This window comes from Ralstonia sp. GX3-BWBA (assembly GCF_003290055.1).
In the GTDB taxonomy this organism is placed as follows: Bacteria; Pseudomonadota; Gammaproteobacteria; order Burkholderiales; family Burkholderiaceae; genus Ralstonia; species Ralstonia holmesii.
Window position 1 is genome coordinate 288,394 of record NZ_QMKS01000004.1, and the last position, 25,550, is coordinate 313,943.

22 protein-coding genes are annotated in these 25,550 nt (G+C 64.6%); 17 read left to right on the forward strand and 5 right to left on the reverse strand.

Translation table 11 applies throughout. The features are described from left to right. The first annotated feature begins 58 nt into the window (after positions 1–58). Complete coding sequence (locus DOD19_RS03150; protein WP_112183951.1) at positions 59–724, forward strand: ParA family protein; 666 nt, start codon at positions 59–61, stop codon at positions 722–724. Positions 725–772: 48 nt separating this feature from the next. On the opposite strand, the gene panC is transcribed toward DOD19_RS03150, so the two are convergent. From panC to DOD19_RS03165, 3 genes are read right to left on the reverse strand one after another with little or no spacing between them, the layout of a single operon-like run. Beyond that, the gene (gene panC, locus DOD19_RS03155; RefSeq protein WP_024975035.1) at positions 773–1,624 is read right to left on the reverse strand and encodes a pantoate--beta-alanine ligase; all 852 of its coding nucleotides are present in this window, start codon (positions 1,622–1,624) and stop codon (positions 773–775) included. Positions 1,625–1,662: 38 nt separating this feature from the next. After that, complete coding sequence (locus tag DOD19_RS03160; protein ID WP_024975036.1) at positions 1,663–2,544, reverse strand: ScpA family protein; 882 nt, start codon at positions 2,542–2,544, stop codon at positions 1,663–1,665. Between the two features lie 39 nt (positions 2,545–2,583). After that, the gene (locus DOD19_RS03165) at positions 2,584–2,772 is read right to left on the reverse strand and encodes a DUF3460 family protein (RefSeq protein WP_024975037.1); all 189 of its coding nucleotides are present in this window, start codon (positions 2,770–2,772) and stop codon (positions 2,584–2,586) included. Between the two features lie 237 nt (positions 2,773–3,009). Here DOD19_RS03165 and DOD19_RS03170 point away from each other — a divergent pair, with 237 nt between their 5' ends. The 3 genes from DOD19_RS03170 to DOD19_RS03180 all read left to right on the forward strand — a co-directional run bounded on the left by DOD19_RS03170 (position 3,010) and on the right by DOD19_RS03180 (position 9,352). Then, entirely contained in the window at positions 3,010–4,797 is a 1,788-nt protein-coding gene (locus DOD19_RS03170) for an autotransporter assembly complex family protein (RefSeq protein ID WP_024975038.1), read from the forward strand. 2 nt (positions 4,798–4,799) lie between these two features. Then, on the forward strand, positions 4,800–8,714 hold the full coding sequence (locus DOD19_RS03175) for a translocation/assembly module TamB domain-containing protein (protein WP_112183954.1): 3,915 nt from the start codon (positions 4,800–4,802) through the stop codon (positions 8,712–8,714). 95 nt (positions 8,715–8,809) lie between these two features. Continuing rightward, entirely contained in the window at positions 8,810–9,352 is a 543-nt protein-coding gene (locus DOD19_RS03180; RefSeq protein WP_024975040.1) for a hypothetical protein, read from the forward strand. Positions 9,353–9,527: 175 nt separating this feature from the next. On the opposite strand, the gene metG is transcribed toward DOD19_RS03180, so the two are convergent. Beyond that, positions 9,528–11,597: a methionine--tRNA ligase gene (gene metG / locus DOD19_RS03185; RefSeq protein ID WP_112184317.1), complete on the reverse strand. Its 2,070-nt coding sequence runs from the start codon at positions 11,595–11,597 to the stop codon at positions 9,528–9,530. Between the two features lie 304 nt (positions 11,598–11,901). After that, a complete protein-coding gene (locus DOD19_RS03190; protein ID WP_024975042.1) occupies positions 11,902–12,531 on the reverse strand; it encodes an OmpA family protein in 630 nt (209 codons plus the stop codon). A 206-nt stretch (positions 12,532–12,737) separates the two neighbouring features. Here DOD19_RS03190 and apbC point away from each other — a divergent pair, with 206 nt between their 5' ends. The 13 genes from apbC to DOD19_RS03255 all read left to right on the forward strand — a co-directional run bounded on the left by apbC (position 12,738) and on the right by DOD19_RS03255 (position 25,529). Continuing rightward, on the forward strand, positions 12,738–13,826 hold the full coding sequence (gene apbC, locus DOD19_RS03195) for an iron-sulfur cluster carrier protein ApbC (RefSeq protein ID WP_024975043.1): 1,089 nt from the start codon (positions 12,738–12,740) through the stop codon (positions 13,824–13,826). A 9-nt stretch (positions 13,827–13,835) separates the two neighbouring features. Then, the gene (locus DOD19_RS03200) at positions 13,836–14,375 is read left to right on the forward strand and encodes a DUF3305 domain-containing protein (RefSeq protein ID WP_112183956.1); all 540 of its coding nucleotides are present in this window, start codon (positions 13,836–13,838) and stop codon (positions 14,373–14,375) included. Positions 14,376–14,386: 11 nt separating this feature from the next. Then, positions 14,387–14,947: a DUF3306 domain-containing protein gene (locus DOD19_RS03205; protein ID WP_112183958.1), complete on the forward strand. Its 561-nt coding sequence runs from the start codon at positions 14,387–14,389 to the stop codon at positions 14,945–14,947. An 82-nt stretch (positions 14,948–15,029) separates the two neighbouring features. Then, a complete protein-coding gene (locus DOD19_RS03210; protein WP_112183960.1) occupies positions 15,030–17,189 on the forward strand; it encodes a 4Fe-4S binding protein in 2,160 nt (719 codons plus the stop codon). A gap of 45 nt (positions 17,190–17,234) precedes the next feature. Then, complete coding sequence (locus DOD19_RS03215) at positions 17,235–17,906, forward strand: molecular chaperone (protein WP_112184319.1); 672 nt, start codon at positions 17,235–17,237, stop codon at positions 17,904–17,906. Between the two features lie 234 nt (positions 17,907–18,140). Next, positions 18,141–18,392, forward strand: coding sequence for a ubiquinol-cytochrome c reductase iron-sulfur subunit N-terminal domain-containing protein (locus DOD19_RS03220; protein WP_112183962.1), 252 nt, complete (start codon positions 18,141–18,143; stop codon positions 18,390–18,392). A gap of 67 nt (positions 18,393–18,459) precedes the next feature. Continuing rightward, entirely contained in the window at positions 18,460–21,465 is a 3,006-nt protein-coding gene (locus tag DOD19_RS03225; RefSeq protein WP_024975049.1) for a molybdopterin-dependent oxidoreductase, read from the forward strand. A gap of 16 nt (positions 21,466–21,481) precedes the next feature. Then, the gene (fdh3B, locus tag DOD19_RS03230) at positions 21,482–22,141 is read left to right on the forward strand and encodes a formate dehydrogenase FDH3 subunit beta (protein WP_024975050.1); all 660 of its coding nucleotides are present in this window, start codon (positions 21,482–21,484) and stop codon (positions 22,139–22,141) included. Next, on the forward strand, positions 22,138–22,383 hold the full coding sequence (locus tag DOD19_RS03235; RefSeq protein ID WP_024975051.1) for a hypothetical protein: 246 nt from the start codon (positions 22,138–22,140) through the stop codon (positions 22,381–22,383). The genes fdh3B and DOD19_RS03235 overlap by 4 nt, the downstream gene beginning before the upstream one ends. 31 nt (positions 22,384–22,414) lie before the next feature. Continuing rightward, a complete protein-coding gene (locus tag DOD19_RS03240) occupies positions 22,415–23,578 on the forward strand; it encodes a formate dehydrogenase subunit gamma (protein WP_024975052.1) in 1,164 nt (387 codons plus the stop codon). A gap of 35 nt (positions 23,579–23,613) precedes the next feature. Next, on the forward strand, positions 23,614–23,931 hold the full coding sequence (locus DOD19_RS03245) for a hypothetical protein (protein ID WP_024975053.1): 318 nt from the start codon (positions 23,614–23,616) through the stop codon (positions 23,929–23,931). Between the two features lie 82 nt (positions 23,932–24,013). Further along, complete coding sequence (locus tag DOD19_RS03250) at positions 24,014–24,565, forward strand: superoxide dismutase family protein (RefSeq protein WP_024975054.1); 552 nt, start codon at positions 24,014–24,016, stop codon at positions 24,563–24,565. 88 nt (positions 24,566–24,653) lie between these two features. Further along, a complete protein-coding gene (locus tag DOD19_RS03255) occupies positions 24,654–25,529 on the forward strand; it encodes a formate dehydrogenase accessory sulfurtransferase FdhD (protein WP_112183964.1) in 876 nt (291 codons plus the stop codon). The last annotated feature ends 21 nt before the right edge of the window (positions 25,530–25,550 follow it).

Here is a 25,550-nt window from a genome sequence, read left to right on the forward strand (position 1 = left end):
TGGGTGACTAACTCGGCACATGATTCGACGAGCGCACGATGTGTACAAGGAGGCAGGCATGCCGGTGGCCGTTGTAGCGAATCCGAAGGGCGGAGTGGGCAAAAGTACGCTGGCCACCAATCTGGCGGGCTACTTTGCGGCGCGGGATCACGCCGTGATGTTGGGCGACACCGATCGCCAGCAGTCCTCACGCGAGTGGCTTGCCTTGCGCCCGGAAACCGCCAAGCCCATTCGCACGTGGGAAATCAACGCTGACCACATCGCCAAGCCGCCCAAGGGTACGACCCACGTGGTGCTCGATACGCCGGCGGGCCTCCATGGCTGGCGGTTGGGGGATCTCGTCAAGATGTCTGGCTACGTGATCGTGCCGCTGCAGCCTTCCATGTTCGACATCCTTGCCACGCAGACCTTCCTGCGCAAGTTGGCCGATGAAAAACCGGTGCGCCATGGCGAGGTCAAGCTGGGCGTCGTCGGCATGCGCGTCGATATGCGCACGCGTGCTGCTGAACAGCTCCAGCGTTTCGTGCAGGGGCTGGAGGTGCCGATCCTGGGTTACCTGCGCGATACCCAGAATTACGTGCAATTGGCGGCGCACGGCTTGACACTGTGGGACGTGGCGCCCTCGCGGGTGGCCAAGGACGTGGAGCAGTGGAGCGGCATTCTCGACTGGCTGGGGGAGCCGCCTACGCAGGCGAGCGTTGCCGACACGTCGGCGGCGGCATGAAAAAAGCCCGGCATTGCCGGGCTTTTTTGTGCGATGAGGCTGCGTCGCTCAGATTTCGAGGTTGTCGATCAGGCGCGTCTTGCCGAGCTTGGCAGCGGTCAGCACGACCAGCGGCTCGCCTGCCGCGATGTTCTCGGGCGTCGGTTTCTGCAGGTCCGAACGGCGGCGCACGGCCACGTAGTCGGGTTGCCAGCCGCGGCCACGCAGATATTCCATCGCCTTGGTGGTCACCTCTTCGTGCGAGGCCTGGCCTTGCAGCACGGTTTCCAGCACGTCCTGACGCACTTGGTGCAGCGTGCGGTACAACTCGGGCGCTTCGGCGCGCTCTTCGTTGGTCAGGTAGACGTTGCGTGACGACAGCGCCAGACCGTCATCCGCGCGCACCGTTTCGGCAGGGATGATGTCCACCGGCAGCGCAAACTGATTCGCCATGCGGCGTACGATCATCAACTGCTGGTAGTCCTTCTTGCCGAACACGGCCACGCGCGGTTGCACGCAGCAGAACAGCTTCATCACCACCGTGCAGACACCCTTGAAGAAGCCGGGGCGGAATTCGCCTTCCAGCGTGTCGCCCAGGTCGTGCGGCGGGTCGACACGGTATTCCTGCGGCTCGGGATACATGTCGCGCTCGGTGGGCGCAAACAGCACGTACACGCCTTCCTTCTGCAGTTTCTCGATGTCGTCCTGCAGCGTGCGCGGGTATTTGTCGAAATCTTCGTTCGGACCGAATTGCAGCCGGTTCACAAAAATGGACGCCACCACCGGGTCGCCGTGCTGGCGCGCCAGGCGCATCAGGCTCAGGTGGCCCTCATGCAGGTTGCCCATGGTCGGCACGAAGGCGACGCGGTTCTGGCCGCGCAACTGGTCGCGCAGTTCCTGGATCGACGAGATGACTTTCATAATTGTTGTGTGATGCGGCCCGGGTCAGGTCGGACGAATTACGTCGGAGAATAGGCGAGGCGCACGTAAATGGGTGCGTATGGTTCGGCCTGCGTGATTTCGAGCAGCGATTCGCGCGAAAGCTCGAGCATGGCGACAAAGTTGACGACCACGATGGGTGCGCCCTTGCCGGACTGGATCGCTTCTTCAAACAGCTCGGTGAACTCCATGAACCGCGCGTGCTGCAGGCGGCGCAGGATCTGGCTCATGTGCTCGCGCACGGACAGCTCTTCGCGCGAGATCTTGTGGTGCTGGGTGAGCTTGGCCCGGCGCAGCACGTCGGCCCAGGCGACACGCAGGTCGTCGGAATTGACGTCGGGATAGCGCGGCGCGAGGCTCTGCTCGATATAGACCTGCGCGCGCAGGAAATCGCGGCCAAGTTGCGGCACGGTGTCGAGCTTCTGCGCGGCGAGCTTCATCTGCTCGTACTCGAGCAGGCGGCGCACCAGTTCGGCGCGCGGGTCTTCGGGCTCAGCGCCTTCGTCGCTCTTCTTGACCGGCAGCAGCATGCGCGACTTGATCTCGATGAGCATGGCCGCCATCAGCAGATATTCAGCAGCCAGCTCAAGATTGGTCGTGCGGATCTGCTCGATATACGCCAGATACTGCCGCGTGACTTGCGCCAGCGGAATGTCCAGCACATTGAAGTTCTGGCGGCGGATCAGGTACAGCAGCAAGTCCAGCGGCCCCTCAAACGCTTCGAGAAAGACCTCGAGCGCATCGGGCGGGATGTAGAGATCCTGCGGGAGCTTGAACAGGGGCTCGCCGTAGAGCCGCGCAAAGGCGAGGCCGTCGACTTGCGCGGGCGTGGAATCCTGATCGGGCGCCACGCTGGGCAGCTCGACGGGCAGTGGCAGCTTGTCCTGCGCGGAAGTGGTCATGCGGCGGTGAGCCAGGCGGGCCGAGGGCCGGTTGGCCGATCAGTCCAGCGAGTAGACGTACGGCTTTTGCGGCACGCGGGCGGACTTGGCACGGGCGCGCTCTTCCAGGTCGATCGGGTCCTTGTCCCACAGCAGGGACCGGCCTTGGCGCTGCTGCGCTTCCAGGTCGGGCTTCTGGGTCTTGAGTTCTTCCAGGAACTGGGTGATCTCGGACTTGTACAGGGCCATGGCGGTATGTGATGTTGGGTGATCTTGCCCGCACGGAAAGGTCCCGGGCGGAAAACCGGCGCATTTTACCGTATTGGCCGTCGTAACGGCCTTGGGCACGGCACGTGCGAAACCCTGTCGGCCGATCCGGGAGGCCGCATTCGTTGCATTTGCCAGGGCACCCGCCGGGCCCGGTATGGTCAAATACGCCTTTCCTTCGATTCAGCCTGCCCGTGGGGCGGCACTACGCTTGCCACGATGACCGGCTCCAATCGACCATCGCGACCGTCACGACCACCACGCTTCCGTTTCCTGGGTTTGCCCGCCGCCGCGCTGGCGGCCGGCTTTGTGCTGTCCCTCGCCTGCGCCCCGGCGCACGCTGAATACGACGTCAAGATCGATGCGCCGAAGTCCATTCGCGACTTGCTTGAGCGTCATTTGGACCTGTCGCGTTACAAAGACCGCAAGGACATCACCGACGACCAGCTCCAGTACATGGTCGAGACCATTGGCGACCAGGTCACCAAGCTGACGGCGACCGAAGGCTATTTCGTGCCGAAGGCAACCGCGAAGCTGGACGGCCCGCCAGACCACCGCGTAGTCAGCGTGAAGGTCGAGCCCGGCCCGCGTACCACCATCGACACCGTGGGGCTCGACTTTACCGGGGCCATCACGCAAGACGCCAAGCGCATCGACGAATTGAGAAAGTCGTGGAGCCTGCAGCACGGCATGGCCTTCCGCCAGTCGGGCTGGGACAAGGCCAAGGACGACAGTCTGGCGGCGCTACAGAGCAAACGTTATTACGCGGCCAAGCAGACGTCGTCGCAGGCGCGTGTCGATCCGGACGAAAGCAAGGCAGACCTGTCGGTGGGCTATGACAGCGGTCCGGCTTACACGCTGGGGCCGCTGGAGGTGCAGGGCTTGTCGCGTTATCCGCTCAGCATCATCAACCACGTCAACCCGCTGCGCGTGGGTGAGGATTACTCCGCCGATCGGCTGCAATCGCTGCAGGCTGCCATCCAGGGGCAGCCGTATTTCTCCAATGCCATCGTTGACTTGGGCGACGATCCGAAGAACCCGGTCAACGCGCCGGTGCGCGTGCGCGTGCGGGAGTACCCGCCCAACCGCATCACCAGCGGTGTGGGTTACGGCACGGATACGGGCGCCTCGGTGGAAGGGCGCTACCAATATCTGAACCTGTTCAGCAAGGCATGGGTGCTCGACACGCAAGCCCGCATCGAACAGCGCCGCCAGTATCTGTTTGCCGGCGTGACGGTGCCGCCCGACGACAAGCAATACGTCAATAGCTTCTACACCAGCATGGACCGCACCGATACTTCGGGCACCGATACCCGCAGCTACCGTTCCGGCTTCAAGCAGACGCGTGTACGCGGCATCTATGAGACGTCGTTCACCGTTGATTTCTACTACGACGATCTGCGGCCCGATGGCGCCGAGCGGCAGTTGAGCAAGGCGCTCGTCCCGGGTTTCGCGTGGACGCGCCGCGACGTGGACGACCCGCTGTTCCCGCGCCGGGGCAACATCATCACCACGCAGATTGGCGCGGCAGTGAAAGGCGTGCTGACGGACCAATCGTTCGTGCGGTCGTACAGCCGTATCCGCCAGTTCGTGCCGGTGGGGCAGCGCGACATCTTCGTTGCGCGCGGTGAGTTGGGTGCGGTCATCACGTCCGGTTCGGGCGATGGCGTGCCGGCCACGCTGCGCTTCCGCACGGGCGGCACGCAGTCGGTGCGCGGTTACGACTTCCAAAGCATCGGTAACGACGTCAACGGCAGCACGCTGCCGGCCAAGTTCCTCGTTACCGGCGGGCTGGAGTATCAACGCTGGTTTCTGCCGCAATGGGGCGCCGCTGTGTTCTGGGATACCGGTACGGCAACCGACAACTGGTCGGAGCGTCGCTGGTTCAACGGTGTGGGTGTCGGCGTGCGCTGGAAGAGCCCGGTGGGGCCGATCCAGCTCGACATGGCCTACGGCATCCAGCAGAAGCAGTTCCGGCCGAGCGTGTCGCTGGGCATCGCGTTCTGAATATGACGATGACCGATCCGCAAACGCCTGAACCCAAGCAACCCGAAGCATCACGCCCCGAGCGTCCAAAGCGCGGCTGGGGCCGCCGCATGCTGCGCTGGCTCGGCGCCTTCATCGCCCTTCTGCTGGTGATCGTGCTGGTGCTCGCCGGGTGGCTGGTTTGGGCCATCCATTCGCAATCGGGCACGGCGCAGTTGTGGTCGCTCGCTACGCGCTTTGGCAGCGCGTATGTGTCGGGCAAGCTGGAGGGCGGCACGGTGCGCGAGGGCGTGTCACTGCGCGATCTGCACGTCCGCGCGGGCAGCACGGAAGTGCGCATCGACCATGTGGAAGGCCGCTGGGCCATCACACGTGGCCCGTGGCATGCGCACTTCGCGTATCTGCGTGCCGGCAATGTCGAGGTGATCCTGCATCCGACGCCGCCCACACCGCCGAGTGGTCCGCCCAATTCGCTGGTGCTGCCGCTGGCGCTGGATGTGGATCGCCTCGCAGTCGATCGCCTCGCCATCCGGCAGGGCACGTCGACCACCGAACTGAAGTCGATTGCCGGCAGCCTGCATACCGACGGCACGCATCACAACGTGCTCCTCGACGGTATGGAGACGCCCGCCGGCAAGCTCGCGGCCACGCTGCGCATGACCGGTACGCGCCCGTATCCACTCACCGGGGCTGCCACGCTGGCCACGCAGTTCGAGGTGAACGGGCAGAAGCAGGACGCGTCGGTGTCGGCGCAACTGTCGGGCTCGCTGGAGGCGCTGCATATCGAGGCGACCGGCACCGGCGCCAAGCTGACCGCGCAGGCGCTGATTGACGCCACGCCGTTCGGCGCGTTGCCTCTGTCGCGCGCAGTCGTGTCGGCGGAGCACGTGAATCCGCGTGCGTTTGCGCCGGGCGCGCCGGAAGCATCACTGTCGATTCACGCCGATCTGCGCCCCGACGAGAAGGCCAAGACGCTGACGGTGGCCGGCCCCATCCAGATCGACAACGCGCAGCCCGGCACGCTCGACAAACAGAAGCTGCCGCTGCAATCGCTGCGTGCACAGGTGCGTCTGAACGAAAGCGATCAGCAACTCACCGGGCTGGATGTGCGTCTGCTGGGCGGCGCGGTGCTCACGGGCGGCGCAGATGTGCGGAAGGGGCATGGCGCACTGCGCGTGGATGTGCGCCAGCTCGATCTGCAGGCGCTGCACGCATCGCTGGAGAGGACGAAACTCGCTGGCCCCATCACCGTGGATTTTTCGGGAGGCACGCAGCGTGTGGCGCTCGATCTGACGGGCGGCGACATGCGCGCGCAAGCGAAAGCCGTGCTGGATGCGGCGCAGGTCGCGGTGGAGAGCGCCCAGGTGTCGCTGGGGCGCTCGCGGCTGACGCTGGCGGGTACGCTCAAGCACGACGATGCGCAGTCGTTCGCCTTCAAGGGCAATCTGGCGGAGTTCGATCCGTCGCGGCTGGCCAAGGTGGCCAAGGGCCGCATCAATGCCGAGTTCGACGCGCGCGGCACGCTGGGCGAGCCAATTGACGCCGCCGTCAAGTTTGCCGTGCGCGATAGCGATTACGCCGGCTTGCCGATGACCGGCGACGGCAACGTCCACGTGCGCGGCGAACGCCTGCTGCCCAGCGAGGCCAGGCTCGACGTGGCCGGTAACAAGGCCAGCCTGCGGGGCAGCTTTGGCGGGGCGGGTGACCGCATGCATGTCGAAGTCGATGCGCCGCAGCTCGCACGCCTGCAGCTTGGGGTGAGTGGGGCGCTCACCTTGTCCGGCGATGTCTCTGGCACGATCAAGCGCCCGCAGGTGGACGCCACGTTCCGCGCCAATCAGCTTGCCTATCAAGGAAACAAGATCGACACCGCCAACGGTCGTGCGCAGATCCGCGACGGGATCGACGGGCCATTGCTGTTCGAGCTGACCGCGCAGCGCGTGACGGGCCCGAGCCTGTCATTGCGGGAAGTGCATGCCACGCTGGACGGCACGCGACGCGCCCACCGCTTCCGCGCCGATGCCGACGGCAACGTGCGCAACCAGCCGTTCAAGTTCGCGCTGGCAGGCGACGGTGCGCTGACACCCGGCAAGGACGGCGATGGTTGGGACGGCACGATCTCCACGCTGTCGGCGCAGGGCGCGCCCAACCTGCAGCTCACGGCGCCGGTGAAGCTGTCGGTGGCACCGGGCCGCCTGATGATGGGTCGTGCAGACCTGACACTGGACCAGACCCCCATCCACATCGAGCGTGTCGAATCGACCCAGGGTCACGTGCGCAGCGCCGGCCGCGTCGATGGTTTACAGATTGCGCGGGTGCTGGAGCTTGTGCGCACCTGGACGGGCCAGGCACCGCCGGTGCGCACGGATCTCGTCGTCGATGGCCAATGGGATCTGGACCTCGGCAGCACGGCCACCGGCACGGCGCGCATCGCCCGGCGCAGCGGCGATCTGTCGATCAACGCCGGCCGTGGTTTCACGCCACTGGGCCTGACCGAAGCGACCGTGGAAGCGCGCGGCGAAGGCATGCGCCTCGGGCTGCGCGGGAATGTGCAGTCAACGCGCGTCGGCAATGTTTACCTCGATGCGGGTGTCGGGCTTGTGCGTGATCCCGGACCGGGCACCTTGGCGCTCATGGCGCCCACGTCCCCACTTTCCGGCGGTTTGACGATCAGCCTGCCGCATCTCAAGAGCATCGGTGACTTGCTTGGGCCGGATGTCGCAACGGACGGGCAGCTTGCAGCCAGCCTGACATTTGCCGGTACGGTGGGCGCGCCCAAGGTGAGCGGCTTCCTGACGGGCCAGGACGTTGACGTGGCGCTGTACGACCAGGGCATCCGCCTGACCAAGGGCGTGGTGCGCGTGGCGCTCGATCAGAACGTGGTCGACCTGCAGGAGGTGGTGTTCCATGGCGGAGACGGCACCGTGCGGGCGCAGGGCCGCGTGCAGCTTGGCGAGGCGAATCCGAACCTGGCAGGGTCCATCGTTGCCGACAAGCTGCAACTCTTTGCCGATCCGGACCGGACGCTGGTGCTGTCGGGCCAGGCGCGCATCGCCAACGACAACGACCGCGTGGCCATCACCGGCAAGTTCAAGGTCGACCGCGGCCTGTTCGATTTGCCCAAGGACGGCGCGCCGTCGCTCGGCGACGACGTGGTCATCGTCCGTCGTGCCGATGCCGCACGCAACCAGGCCGAACGCGGCGTCAAGCGGGAAGAGAAGCCGGCTGGCCGCTTCAGCCCGGTGGTGGATGTCGATGTCGATTTTGGCGACAACTTCCGCTTCAAGGGTGCGGGTGCAGACCTGTCACTTGGCGGCCAGATGCACGTGCACAGCGAACCGCTCGTGCCCCTGCGCGGCACCGGCACGATCTACGTGCGCGAGGGCAGCACGTACGAAGCGTTCGGCCGTAAGCTGGCCATCGAGCGGGGCGTGCTGAACTTCGTGGGGCCGGTCAACAACCCATCGTTCAACATCACCGCAATGCGGCGTAACCAGGAAGTCGAAGCCGGTGTGCAGGTGACCGGCACGGTGCGCCAGCCGCGCGTCAAGCTCGTCTCCGAGCCCAACGTGCCAGACGAAGACAAGCTCTCCTGGCTGATGTTCGGCTACAGCGCATCAAACGCTGGCCTGGGCCAGCAGCAGGCGATGTCCGGCGCGGCACTCGGCCTGCTGGGCAACGTGGCCGGCAAGAACGTGGCGCGGCGCTTCGGGCTCGACGAGTTTTCGATCGGGCCATCCACCGCTGGCCTGACCGATCCTCAGGTGGTGAGCCTGGGCAAGGCAATCTCTGAGCGCATCACCGTTGGCTACGAGCAGAGTCTGTCGACCGCCGATTCCATCGTCAAACTGACGTGGCAGTTTTCGCGGCGGTGGTCGGTGGTGGCGCGCGGCGGCACGATCAACGGCGCGTCGGTCCTGTTCAACAAGCGTTGGTAATCAATTGGCCCGGCTGCCAGAATGGCAGCAGGTACATGCTTCGCACGAGGAGTTCCATGCCGCATCTTCGTCAACTCGCACAAGTGGGAGTCACCATGGGCGTTCTGGCTTCATTGCTGGGGCTGTTCGGCTGTGATCAGCAGAAGGTCGATCAGGCTGTGGATCGCGTGGGCGATGCCGCCAAGCGAGCATGGCAATCAGCCAAGCCGGATAACCTGCTGTTCAAGGGCATCGTGGCGGGGCAATCGACCGAAGACGACGTCAGGGCCACCGCCGGCCAGCCCGAGATGATCTGGGAGAGCGAAGGCGGCACGCGGCAGCTTGAGTATCCGCGCGGGCCAGAAGGGACTTCAACCTGGATGGTGACGATCGGGCCTGACGGACACGTGCAGAAGATCGAGCAGGTGCTGACTGCCGAAAATTTTGGGCGCGTGCGGGTGGGACAGACCAAAGACGACATCCGCCGGATGCTGGGCAAGCCGGGGAAGGTTGAGGTGTTTAAGCTGAAACAGGAAGAGGTTTGGGGGTATCGGTGGATGGAAAGTGCTACCGAGCGGGCTTTCTTCAATGTGCACTTCGGGCCGGATGGGCGGGTTACGACGACTTCGCGGAGTGACGATCGGTTGAATGGGGCGTAGCTGATTGGTGTTTGGGCCTTCGGCCGTCGCACTGAGGATGTTCTTGTGGTGCATCCCTGGTTTCATCCCTTGCCGGGGCTGACTCACTTTCTTTGGCAAGACAAATAAAAGTGAGTCAGCCCCGGCAGGGAACGAAAGGGAAGTGGACCACCAAGGCCCATCCCCAAGCATCCAATTACCGCACCCGCATCCCCGGCACAGCCCCAGAATGCGGCTCAAGAATATAAAGCCCCGGCTGAGCCTTCTCATCAGCCGCCGAAGCCGCCAACACCATCCCTTCCGACATTCCGAACTTCATCTTGCGCGGTGCGAGGTTGGCAACCATCACGGTCAGCTTGCCCACGAGATCTTCCGGCGCATACGCCGACTGAATGCCAGAAAACACATTCCGCGTCTGCCCTTCACCGACATCCAGCGTGAGCTGCAGCAGTTTGTTCGATCCTTCCACGCGCTGGCAGGCGACGATCTTGGCCACACGCAAGTCGATCTTGGCGAAGTCGTCGATGGTGATGGTCTCGGCCATCGGCTCGATGGCGGCGGCACCGTTGGCGGCTGCCGCCGGTGCTTCTGCGGTGGCCTGCAGTGACTGACGATTCGCTTCCACCAGCGCATCCACCTGCTTCTTGTCCACGCGCGTCATCAGATGCGAGTACGGCTGGATCGGCTTGGCCGACGACAGTTGCGAATCGATCGAGCGCCACGTCAGCGGCTCAACGTTGAGGAACGCTTCGATGCGCTCAACCGTTGTCGGCAGAATCGGCTTGAGGTACACGGCCAGCAGGCGGAACGCTTCCAGCGCGACCGAGCACGCGGCATGCAGCTTTTCGCGGTTGGCTTCGTCCTTGGCGAGGTCCCACGGCTTTTCGGTGTCGACGAACGCATTGACGGCGTCGGCCAGCTCCATCACGGCACGCAGCGCCTTGCTGTACTCGCGCTTTTCATACAGATCGGCGATTTGCGGGGCGGCTTCGCGCAGTTGCACCATCAGCGGGTGGCCCAGCGCGGCGTCGCTCACGCGGCCTTCGAAGCGCTTGACCAGGAACCCCGCAGAGCGGCTGGCGATGTTGACGAACTTGCCCACCAGATCGCTGTTCACACGGGCGATGAAATCGTCCAGGTTCAGGTCCAGGTCTTCCATCGTCGCGTTCAGCTTGGCGGCGAAGTAGTAGCGCAGCCATTCCGGATTCAGGCCGGTGTCGATGTAGCTCTGAGCGGTGATGAACGTGCCGCGGGACTTGCTCATCTTGGCGCCGTCCACGGTCAGGAAGCCGTGGGCGAACACGTTGGTCGGCGTGCGGTGGCCCGAGAACTTGAGCATCGCCGGCCAGAACAGCGTGTGGAAATACAGGATGTCCTTGCCGATGAAGTGGTACTGCTCGGTCGTCGAGTGCTCGGCGATCCAGGATTCGAAATCGAGCCCGCGCTTGGCGCACAGGTTCTTGAAGCTGGCGTAGTAGCCAACCGGCGCATCCAGCCACACATAGAAGTACTTGCCCGGCGCGCCCGGAATCTCGAAGCCGAAGTACGGCGCATCACGCGAGATGTCCCAGTCCGACAGTTTGGCTTCGCCTTCGTCGCCGAGCCATTCGCGCATCTTGTTGGTGGCTTCGGGCTGGGCTAGGTCGGCCACCCATTCACGCAGGAAGTTTTCGCAGCGCGGGTCAGACAGCTTGAAAAAGTAGTGCTCCGACGACTTGCGCACCGGCGTCGCGCCCGATACCACGGAATACGGATTCTTCAGATCGGTCGGCTGGTACGTCGCACCGCACACTTCGCATGAATCGCCGTACTGATCTTTCGCGCCGCACTTGGGGCATTCGCCCTTGATGAAGCGGTCCGGAAGGAACATCTCCTTGACCGGGTCATAGAACTGCTCGACCTCGCGCACGTCGATCAGGCCGGCTTCCTTGAGCTTGAGGTAGACACTCTGGCACAGCTCCTTGTTTTCGTCGGAGTCGGTGCTGTAGTAGTTGTCGAACGAGACGAGGAAGTTGTCGAAGTCGCGTTTATGTTCCGTCCAGACGCGTTCGATGAGCTGGCGCGGGGTCAGGCCTTCCTTCTCGGCGCGCAACATGACGGGCGTGCCGTGTGTGTCGTCGGCACCCACGTAGTAGGTCTCATGCCCGCGCATGCGTTGGAAACGCACCCAGATATCGGTCTGGATGTACTCGACCAAGTGGCCGATGTGAATCGGTCCGTTTGCGTAGGGCAGGGCGGAAGTGACGAGGATGCGACGTTCGGACATGAGCGAGCCAGAAAAGTGCGGGCAGGCCGCGAACAGGGCGCGGCGCGCGGAGAAACGCATATTTTAGCGCGCCCGACGGCGTCGAGCCCGTCAGAGAGGAATCTGCGGAATCGCGGGTGTGATCGTGGGGTTGGCCCATGCGTCACGATGCCGCGCACGGTGTGACCCAAAAAAAAGCGCCGGTCAGAGCCGGCGCAGCTTTCCACAACGGAAAAGGAGGAGAAATCAGGTACCGCCCGGGAGGTCAGCCACGCATCGCGAGCCAGCAACGTGTGGCAAGCGGCACCTGTTTTCTATGACCGGGTTAGCCCTGAATTGGTTTCAAATAAATTTCCACGCGGCGATTTTGCGCGCGGCCGGCCTCGGTGGCGTTGTCGGCAACGGGCTGGTTCTGGCCGCGGCCTTCAGCCGAGAGACGGTTGCGGGCCACGCCGCGGTCAGTCAGGTAGCTCGCCACGCTCTGCGCACGCTTTTGCGACAGCGTCATGTTGTAGTTCGGGTTGCCGGTGCTGTCCGTGTGGCCGACCACATTGGCGGCCAGTTCCGGATGTTGTGTGAGCGTTTGTGCCACGCTATCCAACGGGCCGCGGAACGACGGCTTGATCACCGCGCTGTCGGTGTCGAATGAAACCTGGCTCGGAATGTTCAGCTTGAGCGAGCCGTCGGGCTGCTCTGAAATTTGCGTGCCGGTGCCGGCCGTATCGCCAGCCAGCTTGGACTTGATGGCGCCCCAGTTGTAGCCGACGGCTGCACCGGTTGCCGCGCCCAGCGCACCGCCAATGGCGGCGCCCTTGCCGTTGCCGACCAGCGCGCCGATGCCAGCGCCCACGGCCGCGCCAACGCCGGTGCCCATGGCGGTCTGGTTCTGCTGTTCGGTCGCGCAGCCGGCGGCCAGCAGGGCGACGAGCGAGACGGAAATAAGCTTGGCTTTCATGGTTTCTCCTACGGGTAACGGGATCGGTTCTTGTGAGTTTGCCGATATCCGGCGCATCAGAGGGATATTGAGGGAGGAATCGGACGAACGACGCGCCGGCAAAATACAATAGCAAAACAGTAGATAGAGTGGCCAGGGCGCCGCAAAGTTCATGCCGCGTCACCGTTGGCCCGTCCCCCATTCGCATTAGATTTGTGGAGCAAATGTTGAGCGTAACCATCGAACAGATCACCGAAGCCCTGCGCGGCGTGGTGGATCCCAATACCGAGCGCGACCTCGTGTCGTCCAAATCGGCGCGCAACATCCGGGTCGATGGCGGCGAGGTGTCGCTCGACGTGGAACTCGGCTACCCCGCCAAAAGCCAGTTCGAGCCGATCCGCAAGCTGGTGATCGGGGCGCTGCGCCAGGTGCAAGGTGTCGAAAATGTGAGCGTGCAGGTGTCGATGAAGATCGTCGCGCACGCGGTGCAGCGTGGTGTGCACCTCATGCCGAATGTGAAAAACATCATCGCCGTGGCGTCGGGCAAGGGCGGGGTGGGCAAGTCGACCACCGCCGTGAACCTGGCGCTGGCGCTGGCCGCGGAAGGCGCCAACGTCGGTATTCTCGACGCCGATATCTACGGCCCGAGCCAGCCGATGATGCTGGGCATCCAGGGCCAGCCGGAGTCGGCGGACGGCAAGACGATGGAGCCGATGGAGGGCCACGGCCTGCAGGCCAACTCCATCGGTTTCCTGATCGAGCAGGACAACCCGATGGTCTGGCGCGGCCCGATGGTGACCTCGGCGCTGGAACAATTGCTCAAGCAGACCAACTGGCGCGACCTGGATTACCTCATCGTCGACATGCCGCCGGGTACGGGCGATATCCAGCTCACGCTGTCGCAGAAGGTGCCGGTGACGGGCGCGGTGATCGTCACCACGCCGCAGGACATCGCGCTGCTCGACGCCAAGAAGGGCCTGAAGATGTTCGAGAAGGTGGGGATTCCCATCATCGGCGTGGTCGAGAACATGGCGGTCTACTGCTGCCCGAACTGCGGCCATACCGAGCACATTTTCGGCGCCGGCGGCGGCGAGAAGATGTGCGAACAGTACAACGTGCCGTTCCTTGGCAGCCTGCCGCTGAATCTGTCCATTCGCGAGCAGGCCGATTCGGGCCGTCCGACCGTGGTGGCCGATCCTGACGGCGCCATTGCCGGCGTCTACAAGCAGATCGCACGCCGCGTCGCCATTGCCGTGGCCGAGAAGGCGAAAGACATGACAAGCAAGTTCCCCTCGATCGTCGTGCAGAACACCTGAGCGCAAATCATGGATGCCAGCGAGCCGTTGTCCAACGATCGCCAGACGGGGCGCCCGTCCGTACGGGTGGCGGTGGTGCTGTGCCGCCGCCCGACGGCCAACCGCTGGCAGCCGTTCCAGTGGCGGCTGGAGGCTGTTGTGCCCGATCTGGGTGAATACGGCACCGCACCGCGCTGCCTGGATCGCGCCGACGATGAGAAGGGCGACGAGCGCTGGCTCACGCCCGGCTTCTCCGTCACGCTGTTTCGCGACGAGGCCGAAGGCTACTACCTGAACGTGACTTCCGCCGCGCCCTGCTGGTTTGTGCTGTGGCGCCTGGGTGAATCGGGCACGGCTGACGAAGGCCGGGCGATTCCGCATACGGTTTCGCTCAGCTACAACGAGGCCGGCCGCTGGCTCGACGGTGGCGAGACGGTCGAAAACGTGCCGTTGGACGCCGCGGCGCTGGAGTGGCTGCAGGCGTACGTGGCTGAAAACTACCGGCCTGAGCCGAAGAAGCGGCGCCGGCCGGAGTCGTTCCTGCCGCCGGAAGACCGCGCGAAGTTCTGAGCGAAGCTGCCGTGAGCGACGAAACTTTCCTCTCGCGCTGGTCGCGCCGCAAGGCCGCCGAGCGGCGGGGCGAACCCGAACCCGAAGCGGCCCCGCCCGCGGAGCCGGCGCCCGTCGTCGTGCCCGAAGTGTCGCCGCCCGAGCCCTCGCCCGAGGCGCCGCCCCCGCTCACGCTGGAAGACGCCGCCAAGCTGACGCCATCCGATGATTTCGCGCCCTTCGTCGCGCGCGGGGTGGACGAAGCCGTCAAGCGCGCCGCGCTCAAGAAGCTCTTCGCCGATCCGCACTTCAATGTGATGGACGGGCTCGACACCTACATCGACGATTATTCGCAGCCCGACCCGATCCCGCCTGAGATGTTGCGCGAGTTGCGCCATACGGCGGGATTGCGATTGTTCGAGCCGCTGGAAGAGGAGGCGGCTGCGCCGACAGGAGTCGAACCGATATCGGATGTTTCGCCCGCTGTGACCGGCGAGATGCCGCGTGAACCTGGCGATGCCGAATCGGCCTTCCCGGACGACCCCGCCCAGGCAACCCCGCATGGCGGTGCTAAGCCGCCGTCCGTAGAATAAAAAAAGAAGACCGCGCGGCAAGGACCGTGCGGCCATGTCCCCACAGCCCGCGCCATGCACGTGGGCGCTCACGCACAAATCCATGCCGACGCTGCTCTGCAGTTGCAATCACACCATGCCGATCGATGCCGATGCGGTGGGCGACGCCCTGCGCGAGTCCGCCGCCGCCATCGACGCGCCGGGCAAGACGCACCACCTGCTGTGCCGCCGCGAGATCGGCGCGTTCACGCAGGCGCTGAATGGCTCGGAAGACGTCATCGTCGCCTGCACGCAGGAAAAGGCGCTGTTTGCAGAAGTGGCCGCGCAGCACGAGGGCGTGACCGCGCCGATCCATTTCGTCAACGTGCGCGAAACGGGCGGGTGGTCGGCGGGGGCCAGGCGCGATGCGCGCGGTTTCCGTGCCAAGACAGCGGCGCTGCTGGCCGTGGCAGGGTTGCCGGCGCCGGACCCGGTGCCCGTGGTCGACTACCGGTCCGACGGCCACGTACTGATCGTCGGTCCTGCCGAGCGAGCGATGCCGTGGGCGGAACGGCTGGCCGACCAACTGAGCGTGACGGTGCTCGTCACCGGACGCGACCGCGCAAAGGGTCCGCTTGTCCCGTCGATGGAGCGCCGCTGGCCCGTCCACGCGGGCGAACTGCAGGAGGTGAAGGGCTGGCTTGGCACGTTCGAAGTGAAGTGGCGCAACCGCAATCCGATCGACCTGGACCGCTGCACCCGCTGCAACGCCTGCATCGATGTCTGCCCCGAAGGCGCCATCGACGCGCTTTACCAGATCGATCTGGACGCATGCCGCGACCATCGCGCGTGTGTAAAAGCGTGCGGCGATGCGATGGCCATCGATTTCAGCCGTGTGGATGCACCGCAGGCGCTATCCGGCCAATTCGACCTGATCTTCGATTTGAACGATGCGCCGGCGTTTGCGCAGCACCAGCCGCCGCAGGGGTACTTCCACGCGGGCGCAGACGCGGGCCGCCAACTGACGGCATCGCTGGCACTGCTGCAAATGGTGGGCGAGTTCGAGAAGCCCAAGTTCTTCCAATACAAGGAATCCATCTGCGCGCACGGGCGTAACGGCCAAGTGGGCTGCGACGCTTGCGTTCAGGTGTGTTCTGCGTCGGCCATTGCGTCGCAGTGGAAGGACGGCCGTGGCAGCGTGCACGTCACGCCCAATCTGTGCGTGGGCTGCGGCGCGTGTACGACCGCGTGCCCGACCGGCGCCATTACCTATGCTTATCCCAGCGCGCCTTACCAGGGGCGCAAGCTGAAGACGCTGCTGAGCACGTATGCATCGGCAGGTGGACGTGATGCCGTGGTTCTGCTGCATAACGGTGGGCGCGGCCGCACGCTGATCGAGCAACTGGGCCGGGCCGCGCGTATCGACAAGGCCCAGGGCGTGCCGGTGAATGTGCTGCCGGTCGAGGTCTTCCATGCGGCATCGACGGGATTGGACCTGTGGTTCGCAGCGTTGGCTTACGGCGCCGCGCGCATCGCCATCCTGCTGACGGAAGACGACGCACCGCAGTACCGCGCGATGCTCGCTGAGCAGGTTGCCGTGGCGCAGGCCGTGCTGCAGGGGCTGGGCGAACCGGCGGATGAGGCGGGCGTGGTGCTGATCGACGTGGCGGATGCGGCTGCGCTCGACACGCGCTTGGGCTGTGCTGACGTGTCGGGCCCGCTGCGCGGCTTGCGCCGTGACATGCCGGCCGCCACCTTTGCGGTGGCCGCTGCCAAGCGCGAGACGCTGGATTTTGCGCTCGACCATCTTGCGCGCCACGCCCAGGCCACCGATGCCGTCATCCCGCTGCCGGCCGGGGCACCGTTTGGCGCCATCACCGTGAACCGCGAAAGCTGCACGCTGTGCATGGCTTGCGTGGGCGCGTGCCCTTCGCAGGCGCTGCGCGACCAGGCCGAGCGCCCGGTGCTGGCCATGATCGAGCGCAACTGCGTCCAATGCGGCCTGTGTGAAACCACGTGCCCTGAAAGCGCCATCGCTCTTGTGCCGCGTCTGAACCTGTCGGCCGAAGCGCGCCAATCGGTCACACTCAACGAGGCCCAGCCATTCCACTGCATCCGCTGCAACAAGCCGTTCGGCACCGCGCAGATGGTCACGACGATGCTGGCCAAGCTGGGCGCGCACCCGGCGTTTTCGGGTGCCGCCGCCGAGCGCCTCAAGATGTGCAGCGACTGCCGCGTGATCGACATGATGCAGCACGGCGAACGTCCCGGCGCCCCGCACTGAAGACCGCGCACCGAACACCGTGCATTGAAGCCGATTCCTGATCCCATGACCGACGCCCAGCCCCTGCAATTCCAGCCCGCCGCCACCCCTGCCGACAGCGCCGAGGATCTCGCCCGTGCGGACCTGTACGGCCTGCTGGCCACGCTGTTCTTCCATGCGGCAGACGCCGATTTGCTGCAGCGCATTGCCGCCGCGCCGCTGGACCCGGTAGGCGACGACGATATCGCGCCGGCCGATGCGGAAGCCGCCGCCAGCAGCGCACTTACCCAGGCGTGGCGAAAGCTTGTCGCCCGCGCCGGCCAGACCACCGCAGGGCAGGCCGACGACGAATACACCGAACTGTTTATCGGCGTCGGCAAGCCCGAAGTGTTCTTGTACGGCTCGTATTACCAAGCCGGTTTCATGAACGAAAAGCCGCTCGTGGTGCTGCGCGACGACCTGCGCCGCTACGGCCTGGAGCGTGCCGAGGGCGTCACGGAAACCGAAGATCACCTTGCTACGCTGTGCGAGGTCATGCGTTACCTCATCGCCGGGGACGATGTTGCCGTAGCCCGCATCGAAGAGCAGCGCGTTTTTTTCCAGCGCCATCTGGCCCCGTGGGTCGATACGGCTTGTGATGCTGTATTGCAGCATCCGCGCGCCGCGTTTTATGCCGACGTGGCGGGATTGGCAAAAGCGTTTTTCGACGTCGAGCGGCTCGCGCTGGAATTGGCGTGACGGCGATGGTCCACGTGCCGAAAAATTAGGCGGAAGACCAAGAGCCACGCCCCGCCAGCGTCACGGCGGACCGATTCAAACTGCACTCATTGAAAAAATTCATCGGTAAATCGTCAGGAAAATCCCGGGGTGAGGGGTTTTAGGCATGGTTTTCCCATGCCGTTACTCCTAAAATGTGTTCAAAAATTCCTATTACATTCGGTCATCGGTTTGAACGAGCCGGGGAGCATCGAAATGCCAGGTCCGAACACCGTCCCTTACGCCCGCCCAGAGGCGGATTCCGCTGAATCCGCCCCCACGCGCCGCCGCTTCCTGATGGGCGCCGCCGTGGCCGCTGCCGCCGCAGGCACGGCCGCCACGGCCAGCCATCTGGTGCAAGCGCCTGCCGCCCCTGCCTCGCCACCGGCTGACGCCGCTGATGACGGTGCCACCGGCTACCGGCTGAGCGAACACATCCGCAAGTACTACAAGACGACGTGGATCTGATGCGGCTGCACGCGCCCCGCTGTCACTCCATCGTTATTGCACGCATCCCACATCCTCAGGTGACCTCATGCTTCTGACCCGCAAACCGGCGGTACAGGACACCAAAGCCGCACCGGCCCGACGTTCAAACGGCCAGAGTGCCGCATCGCTTGCCGGCAGTCTGGCCCGCAGCCTGGCCGGCGCACTGCCCACCATGGACCGCCGCACCTTCCTCAAGCGCTCCGGCATCGGAGTTGGCGCAGGGCTGGCCGCGACGCAGCTTTCGCTGGTGAAGAAATCGGTGGTGGGTGAGGCCCAGGCCGCCGAAGGCAAGGGCGACATCGTTGTGCGCCGCACGGTGTGCTCGCACTGCTCGGTCGGCTGCTCGGTGGATGCCGTGGTGCAAAACGGCGTGTGGGTGCGCCAGGAACCGGTATTCGACTCGCCGATCAACCTGGGTGCGCACTGTGCCAAAGGTGCTGCCCTGCGCGAGCATGGTCACGGTGAATACCGCCTGAAGACGCCAATGAAGCTCGTGGACGGCCGCTACCAGCGCATCAGCTGGGAACAGGCGCTCAACGAGATCGTCGCCAAGATGAACACGATCCGCCAGGAAACCGGACCGGATTCGTTCTTCTTCGTGGGTTCGTCCAAGCACAGCAATGAGCAGTCGTACCTCATGCGCAAGTGGGTGTCGTTCTTCGGCACCAACAACTGTGACCACCAGGCGCGTATCTGCCATAGCACCACCGTGGCCGGCGTAGCCAACACCTGGGGCTACGGCGCGATGACGAATTCGTACAACGACATGCAGAACGCCAAGTGCGCGTTGTACATCGGCTCGAACGCCGCCGAGGCGCATCCTGTGTCGATGCTGCATCTGCTGCATGCCAAGGAAACAGGCTGCAAGGTCATCGTGGTCGACCCGCGCTACACGCGCACGGCGGCCAAGTCCGATGAATACGTGCGGATCCGGTCGGGCACCGATATCGCCTTCCTGTTTGGCGTGCTGTATCACATCTTCAAGAACGGCTGGGAAGACAAGCAGTACATCCATGACCGTGTCTACGGCATGGACAAGGTGCGCGAAGAAGTGCTCGCCAAGTGGACGCCGGACAAGGTCGAGGAAGTGTGCGGCGTGCCTGAGGCACAGGTGCACAAGGTCGCCGAGATGATGGCGATGAATCGCCCCAGCACGCTGGTGTGGTGCATGGGCCAGACGCAGCACACCATCGGCAACGCCATCGTGCGCGCATCGTGCATCGTGCAATTGGCCCTGGGCAACATCGGCAAGTCGGGCGGTGGCGCCAATATCTTCCGCGGCCACGACAACGTGCAGGGCGCCACCGACGTCGGCCCCAATCCCGATTCGCTACCGGGCTATTACGGGCTTGCTACTGGTGCGTGGAAGCATTTCGCCTCCGTGTGGGGGCTCGATTACGACTGGATCAAAGGCCGCTTCGCCTCGCAGGCGATGATGGAAAAGTCGGGCACCACGGTTTCGCGGTGGGCCGATGCGGTGCTCGAGAAGAATGATCTGATCGATCAGGACAACAACGTGCGCGCCGTCTTTTACTGGGGCCACGCGCCGAACTCGCAAACGCGCGGGATGGATATCAAGCGTGCGCTCGACAAGATCGACCTGCTCGTGGTGATCGACCCATACCCGTCGGCCACGGCGGCCATGGCCAACATGCCCGCCGCCGACGGCACGCCGCCCAATCCAAACCGTGCCGTCTACCTGCTGCCGGCCGCCACGCAGTTCGAAACGTCGGGCTCATGCACCGCATCTAATCGCTCGCTGCAATGGCGCGAGAAGGTGATCGAGCCGCTGTTCGAATCGCAGCCGGACCACGTGATCATGCAGGCGTTTGCCGATCGGCTCGGCTTCGGCAAGGAGCTGTCAAAGAACTACAAGATCACCGAATACAAACGCGCCGGCATGACGTGGCGCGAGCCGGAGATCGAATCGATCCTGCGTGAAATCAATCGCGGCAACTGGACGATCGGCTACACCGGGCAATCGCCGGAACGCCTGAAGGCTCACATGCGCAACATGCATCTGTTTGATGTGCGCACGCTGCGCTGCAAGGGCGGCAAGGACGCCGAAACCGGCTACGACCTCACCGGCGATTACTTCGGCCTGCCTTGGCCGTGCTACGGCACGCCGGAACTCAAGCATCCCGGCTCACCCAACCTGTACGACACAAGCAAGCATGTGATGGAGGGCGGCGGCAACTTCCGCGCCAACTTTGGCGTGGAGCGCGACGGGGTCAACCTGCTGGCCGAAGATGGCTCGTTCTCGCTGGGCTCGGAGTTGACGACAGGCTACCCCGAGTTCGATCACGTCTTCCTCAAGAAACTGGGCTGGTGGGACGACCTGACCGACGCCGAGAAGAAGGCCGCTGAAGGCAAGAACTGGAAGACCGATTTGTCCGGCGGCATCCAGCGCGTGACGATGAAGCACGGTTGCCACCCGTTCGGCAACGCCAAGGCCCGAGCGATCGTGTGGAACTTCCCCGATGGCATTCCGCAGCACCGCGAGCCGCTGTATTCGACGCGGCCCGACATGGTCGCCAAGTACCCGACGCACGACGACAAGAAGGCTTTCTGGCGCTTGCCCACCCTGTACAAGACAGTGCAGCAGCGCAATATCGAGAACAAGGTCCACGAGAAATTCCCGATCATCCTCACCTCCGGCCGTCTGGTGGAGTACGAGGGCGGCGGCGAAGAGACGCGCTCCAACCCGTGGCTTGCCGAGCTGCAGCAGGAGAACTTTGTCGAGATCAACCCGAAGGCCGCGGCCGACCGCGGTATTCGTCACAACGATTTTGTCTGGGTCAAGACGCCGACCGGCGCCCAGATCAAGGTGCGCGCGCTGGTGACGGAGCGCGTGGGTGTGGACCACGCCTTCATCCCGTTCCACTTCTCGGGCTGGTGGCAGGGCAAGGACTTGCTCGATTACTACCCGGAAGGCGCCCACCCGATCGTGCGTGGCGAGGCCGTCAACACGGCCACGACCTACGGCTACGACTCGGTGACGATGATGCAGGAAACGAAAACGACGGTCTGCCAGATCGAGCGGTTCGCATAAGGACGGGGAGATCAACATGGCACGCATGAAATTCATCTGTGACAGCGAGCGCTGCATCGAATGCAACGCCTGCGCCACGGCCTGCAAGAACGAACACGAGGTGCCCTGGGGCGTGAACCGGCGCCGCGTGGTCACGATCAACGACGGCATGATCGGCGCGGAGAAGTCCATCTCCGTGGCGTGCATGCATTGCTCCGATGCCCCGTGCATGGCGGTCTGCCCGGTCGACTGCTTCTACCGCACCGAGGACGGCGTGGTGCTGCACGACAAAGACGTCTGCATCGGCTGCGGCTACTGCTCGTATGCGTGCCCGTTCGGCGCGCCGCAGTTCCCCAGCCAAGGTACGTTTGGCGTGCGCGGCAAGATGGACAAGTGCACGTTCTGCGCGGGCGGCCCCGAGAAGAACGGCAGCGAGGAAGAATTCGAGAAGTACGGTCGCAACCGCCTCGCTGAAGGCAAGCTGCCGCTGTGCGCCGAAATGTGCTCGACGAAGGCGCTGCTGGGCGGCGATGGCGATGTGATTTCCGACATCCTGCGTAACCGGGTCATGAAGCGCGGAAAGGGCGCTGAGTTGTTCGGATGGGGCACGGCTTACGGCGGTGGGCACGGCAAAGGCAGCCAGGCAGCGCCGGCTACTCCGGCCGCGCCTGCTTCAACGCCGGGAGCAAAATCATGACCCCCAGAGCACGATCGACCAGCCTGCTGATCGCCCTGGGCGCTGCGCTGTTGCTCGGTGCCTGCGGCGAACGCCCGCAAGTCGCCTTTGCCTCGCACCGCAAGGACGACGCGCCAGCCTACAAGGGCGCGGAAGACGATCCGTTCATGGCCAAGAACTGGACGCCCGGTGACCGCACGAGCTGGGAGAACCAGATCCGCGCGCGCGGCCAATACCAGAACGAGTACAACAAGACGCCATGACGCCATGACACGTACGAGCGGAGGTTCGTCCATGCGCACTTCCTGGAAACACCTTGCGATGGCCGTGTTGCTCGGCGCAGCGGCGGCGTTGGCGAGCGCTCAGCAGCCGGCCAGCGCGCCGGCCGCCAACAATGCCCCCGTCAACCCGGCTGTGCAACCGGCGCAACCGTTCTCCAATGTCGTCTCGGAGAACGTATTTGATCTACAGAAGCGCGATCTCGCCAAAGAGGCGCGAGACCAGGCCGCACGCCGTGTCACGCGACCCGGCAACAACGCACCTGTCTGGCGCGAGGTCAACTCCGATCAGGCCCATTACGCCAGCATTCCCGGGCTGGAAGCCGGCGTGCTGATCCAGCGCACCGGGCAGAAATGGCGGCTGTTCCGCAACGGCGTGATCACCGTGTGGGGTGGTTGGCTCGTGGTGCTGGTGCCACTGCTCATCCTGGGCTTTTTCCTGTGGCGCGGCACGATTCCCCTGAAGGAAGCGCCCACCGGCCGCAAGATCGAGCGCTTCACGCCCACCGAGCGCTATGTGCACTGGACGATGGCGATTTCCTTCGTCACGCTGGGCGTGTCGGGCATCGTCATGCTGTGGGGTAAGCATTTTCTGCTGCCGATCCTTGGGCACCAGTTGTTCGGCTGGCTGACGTACATATTGAAAAATCTCCACAACCTGGTGGGGCCGCTCTTCACGGTCAGCATCATCTTGGCCTTCGTGATGTGGGTGGGGGACAACCTGCCGCGCCGCGGCGACATGAAATGGCTGCTGAGCTTGGGCGGCATGTTTGCCGGCGAGCACGGCGCCGAAGTGCCGTCGCACCGCTTCAATGCCGGCGAGAAGCTCTGGTTCTGGGGCGGGCTCGTCGTGTTCGGGCTGATCCTGTCGGCCTCGGGCTGGACGCTCGATCGCATCGTCCCGGGCGTGGATTACTACCGCAGCACGATGCAACTGGCCGAGGTCATTCACGCCATTGCGGCGGTGGGCATGATCTGCATGTCGCTGGGCCACATCTACATGGGCACGGTCGGGATGGAAGGGGCTTACCGCGCAATGCGTGATGGCTATGTCGACGAGGCCTGGGCGAAGGAGCATCACGAGCTTTGGTACGACGACGTCAAGGCCGGCAAGATCCCCGCGCAGCGGACTCAACCGCCTGCGCCGCCGGCGCCGAGCGAGCAGCCCGCCAAGTCATGACGCCATCGACCGCCACCGAATCAAGGAACCTCACCATGCATGCATCCGCTCTGAGCCGCGCCGCAGGTATGGCACTTGCTGCCGCCATGCTGAGCCTGACAAGCGGACTGGCCGGCGCCAAGCTGCCGGCACCGACGGAAGAACAGAAGGCACAGGCCGTTCTGGCGAAGGCCAAGGCAGCCTGGGGTGACAAGGTGGCCGCGTTCCAGACGTGCAAGGCCCAGGACAAGGTGGCGGCGTCCTACCAGGCCGGCGGCAAGGCTGCGCATACGCAACCGGGCGCGCCGTGCGTTGACCCCGGGCCGTTTGTCGCACCCATGCCTCCAGCATCTGCACCAGCGGCCAAAGGGTGAACCGCTGTTGCCAATGTTGCGTGTTCATCATCCGGCAGTACAATCGTCCGCTCCCCGAGTGAACCCTGACTGGAGGTGACACATGAAGCAACTCGTGATTGCACTCGCCGCGATCGGCCTGATGGCTGGCTGCGCATCGAACTCAGCGTCGACGGCCAAGGCGGCTAATGCTGGTGACGGCGCCATGGCGGCCTCGGCCGTGCTGGCACCCAAGAGCGGCAGTACCGTGCAAGGCAGCGTGAAGCTCGCGCAGCAAGGCGACAATCGGGTTGCCATCGCCGTGGATATTTCTGGTTTGCCGGCCAACGGCATGTTCGGTTTCCACGTGCATGAGAAGGGCGATTGCTCGTCGGCGGATGGCAATAGCGCCGGCGGCCACTTCAACCCGACCGGCCAGCAGCACGGTGATCCGCGCCACGGCGCACACCACGCCGGCGACATTCCGATGCTGCAATCCGATGCCAACGGCAAGGCCGTCGGCTCGATCGTTCTTTCCGGCGTGACGCTGTCGCCTGGGCCCACGAGCCTGGTCGGCCATGCGCTGATCGTCCACGCAGGCAAGGACGACTACATGACCCAGCCCACCGGCAATTCCGGCGGGCGCATCGCTTGCGGCGTGATCGTGGCGAACTGATCGCCCGCACGCGGTACCTGCTCGCGCAGGTACCAGCCGCACCATGCGCACGCTTGCCGTGCGCATTTTTATTTGAACGAAGACATTGATGCCGCTGCGCCCTGAACTGACCAACGCTTCCGTTCCGCTGCTCGACGAGGTTGAAGTGCTCGACGAGCTGGGCCGCGCCCGCAATGTCTACATCCCCGGTGAACGCCCGCTCACCGTCTACCTCGACAAGCGCGAACTGGTCACGCTGATGACGCTGGGCGGCGCGCCCGAAGCGCTCGTACTCGGCTATCTGCGTAACCAGCGCCTGGTCAGCAGCATCGACGACATCGCCTCCATCCAGGTCGACTGGGAAACCGAATCCGCTGCCGTCACCACGCGCGGCGGCATTGCAGACCTGGATGAGAAGACCGCCCGCCGCACCGTGACCACCGGTTGCGGGCAGGGCACCGTGTTCGGCTCGCTGATGGACGAGATCGACGCCATCCATCTGCCGTCCGACGCGCGCATGACGCAGACCACGCTGTATCGCGTGGTCGACACCATCCGCCTGCAGCAGTCGATCTACAAGCAAGCGGGGTCGGTGCATGGCTGCGCGCTGTTCGATGTGCACGGCGGACTGCTGCACTTCATCGAAGACGTGGGCCGCCACAATGCCGTGGACGCCATCGCCGGCCTCATGTGGCTTGAGGGAATGGGCGGCGGCGACAAGATCTTCTACACCACCGGCCGCCTGACCTCCGAGATGGTCATCAAGGGCGCGCAGATGGGCATTCCGTTCCTGCTGTCGCGCTCGGGGGTCACGCAGATGGGCCACCAGATGGCGCAGCGGGTCAATCTGGCGCTGTTTGCGCGGTGCACTGGGCGGCACTTTCTGCTCTACACGGGGCGGGACCGTTTTGTGGCCGAGCCGGAGGTGGCCGGCACGGTCGGGCCGCGCGGGGAGCTGCCCCAGGCGGCGGAATCCGGCCGCTGATCTGCCCGCGTTTGTTCGGAT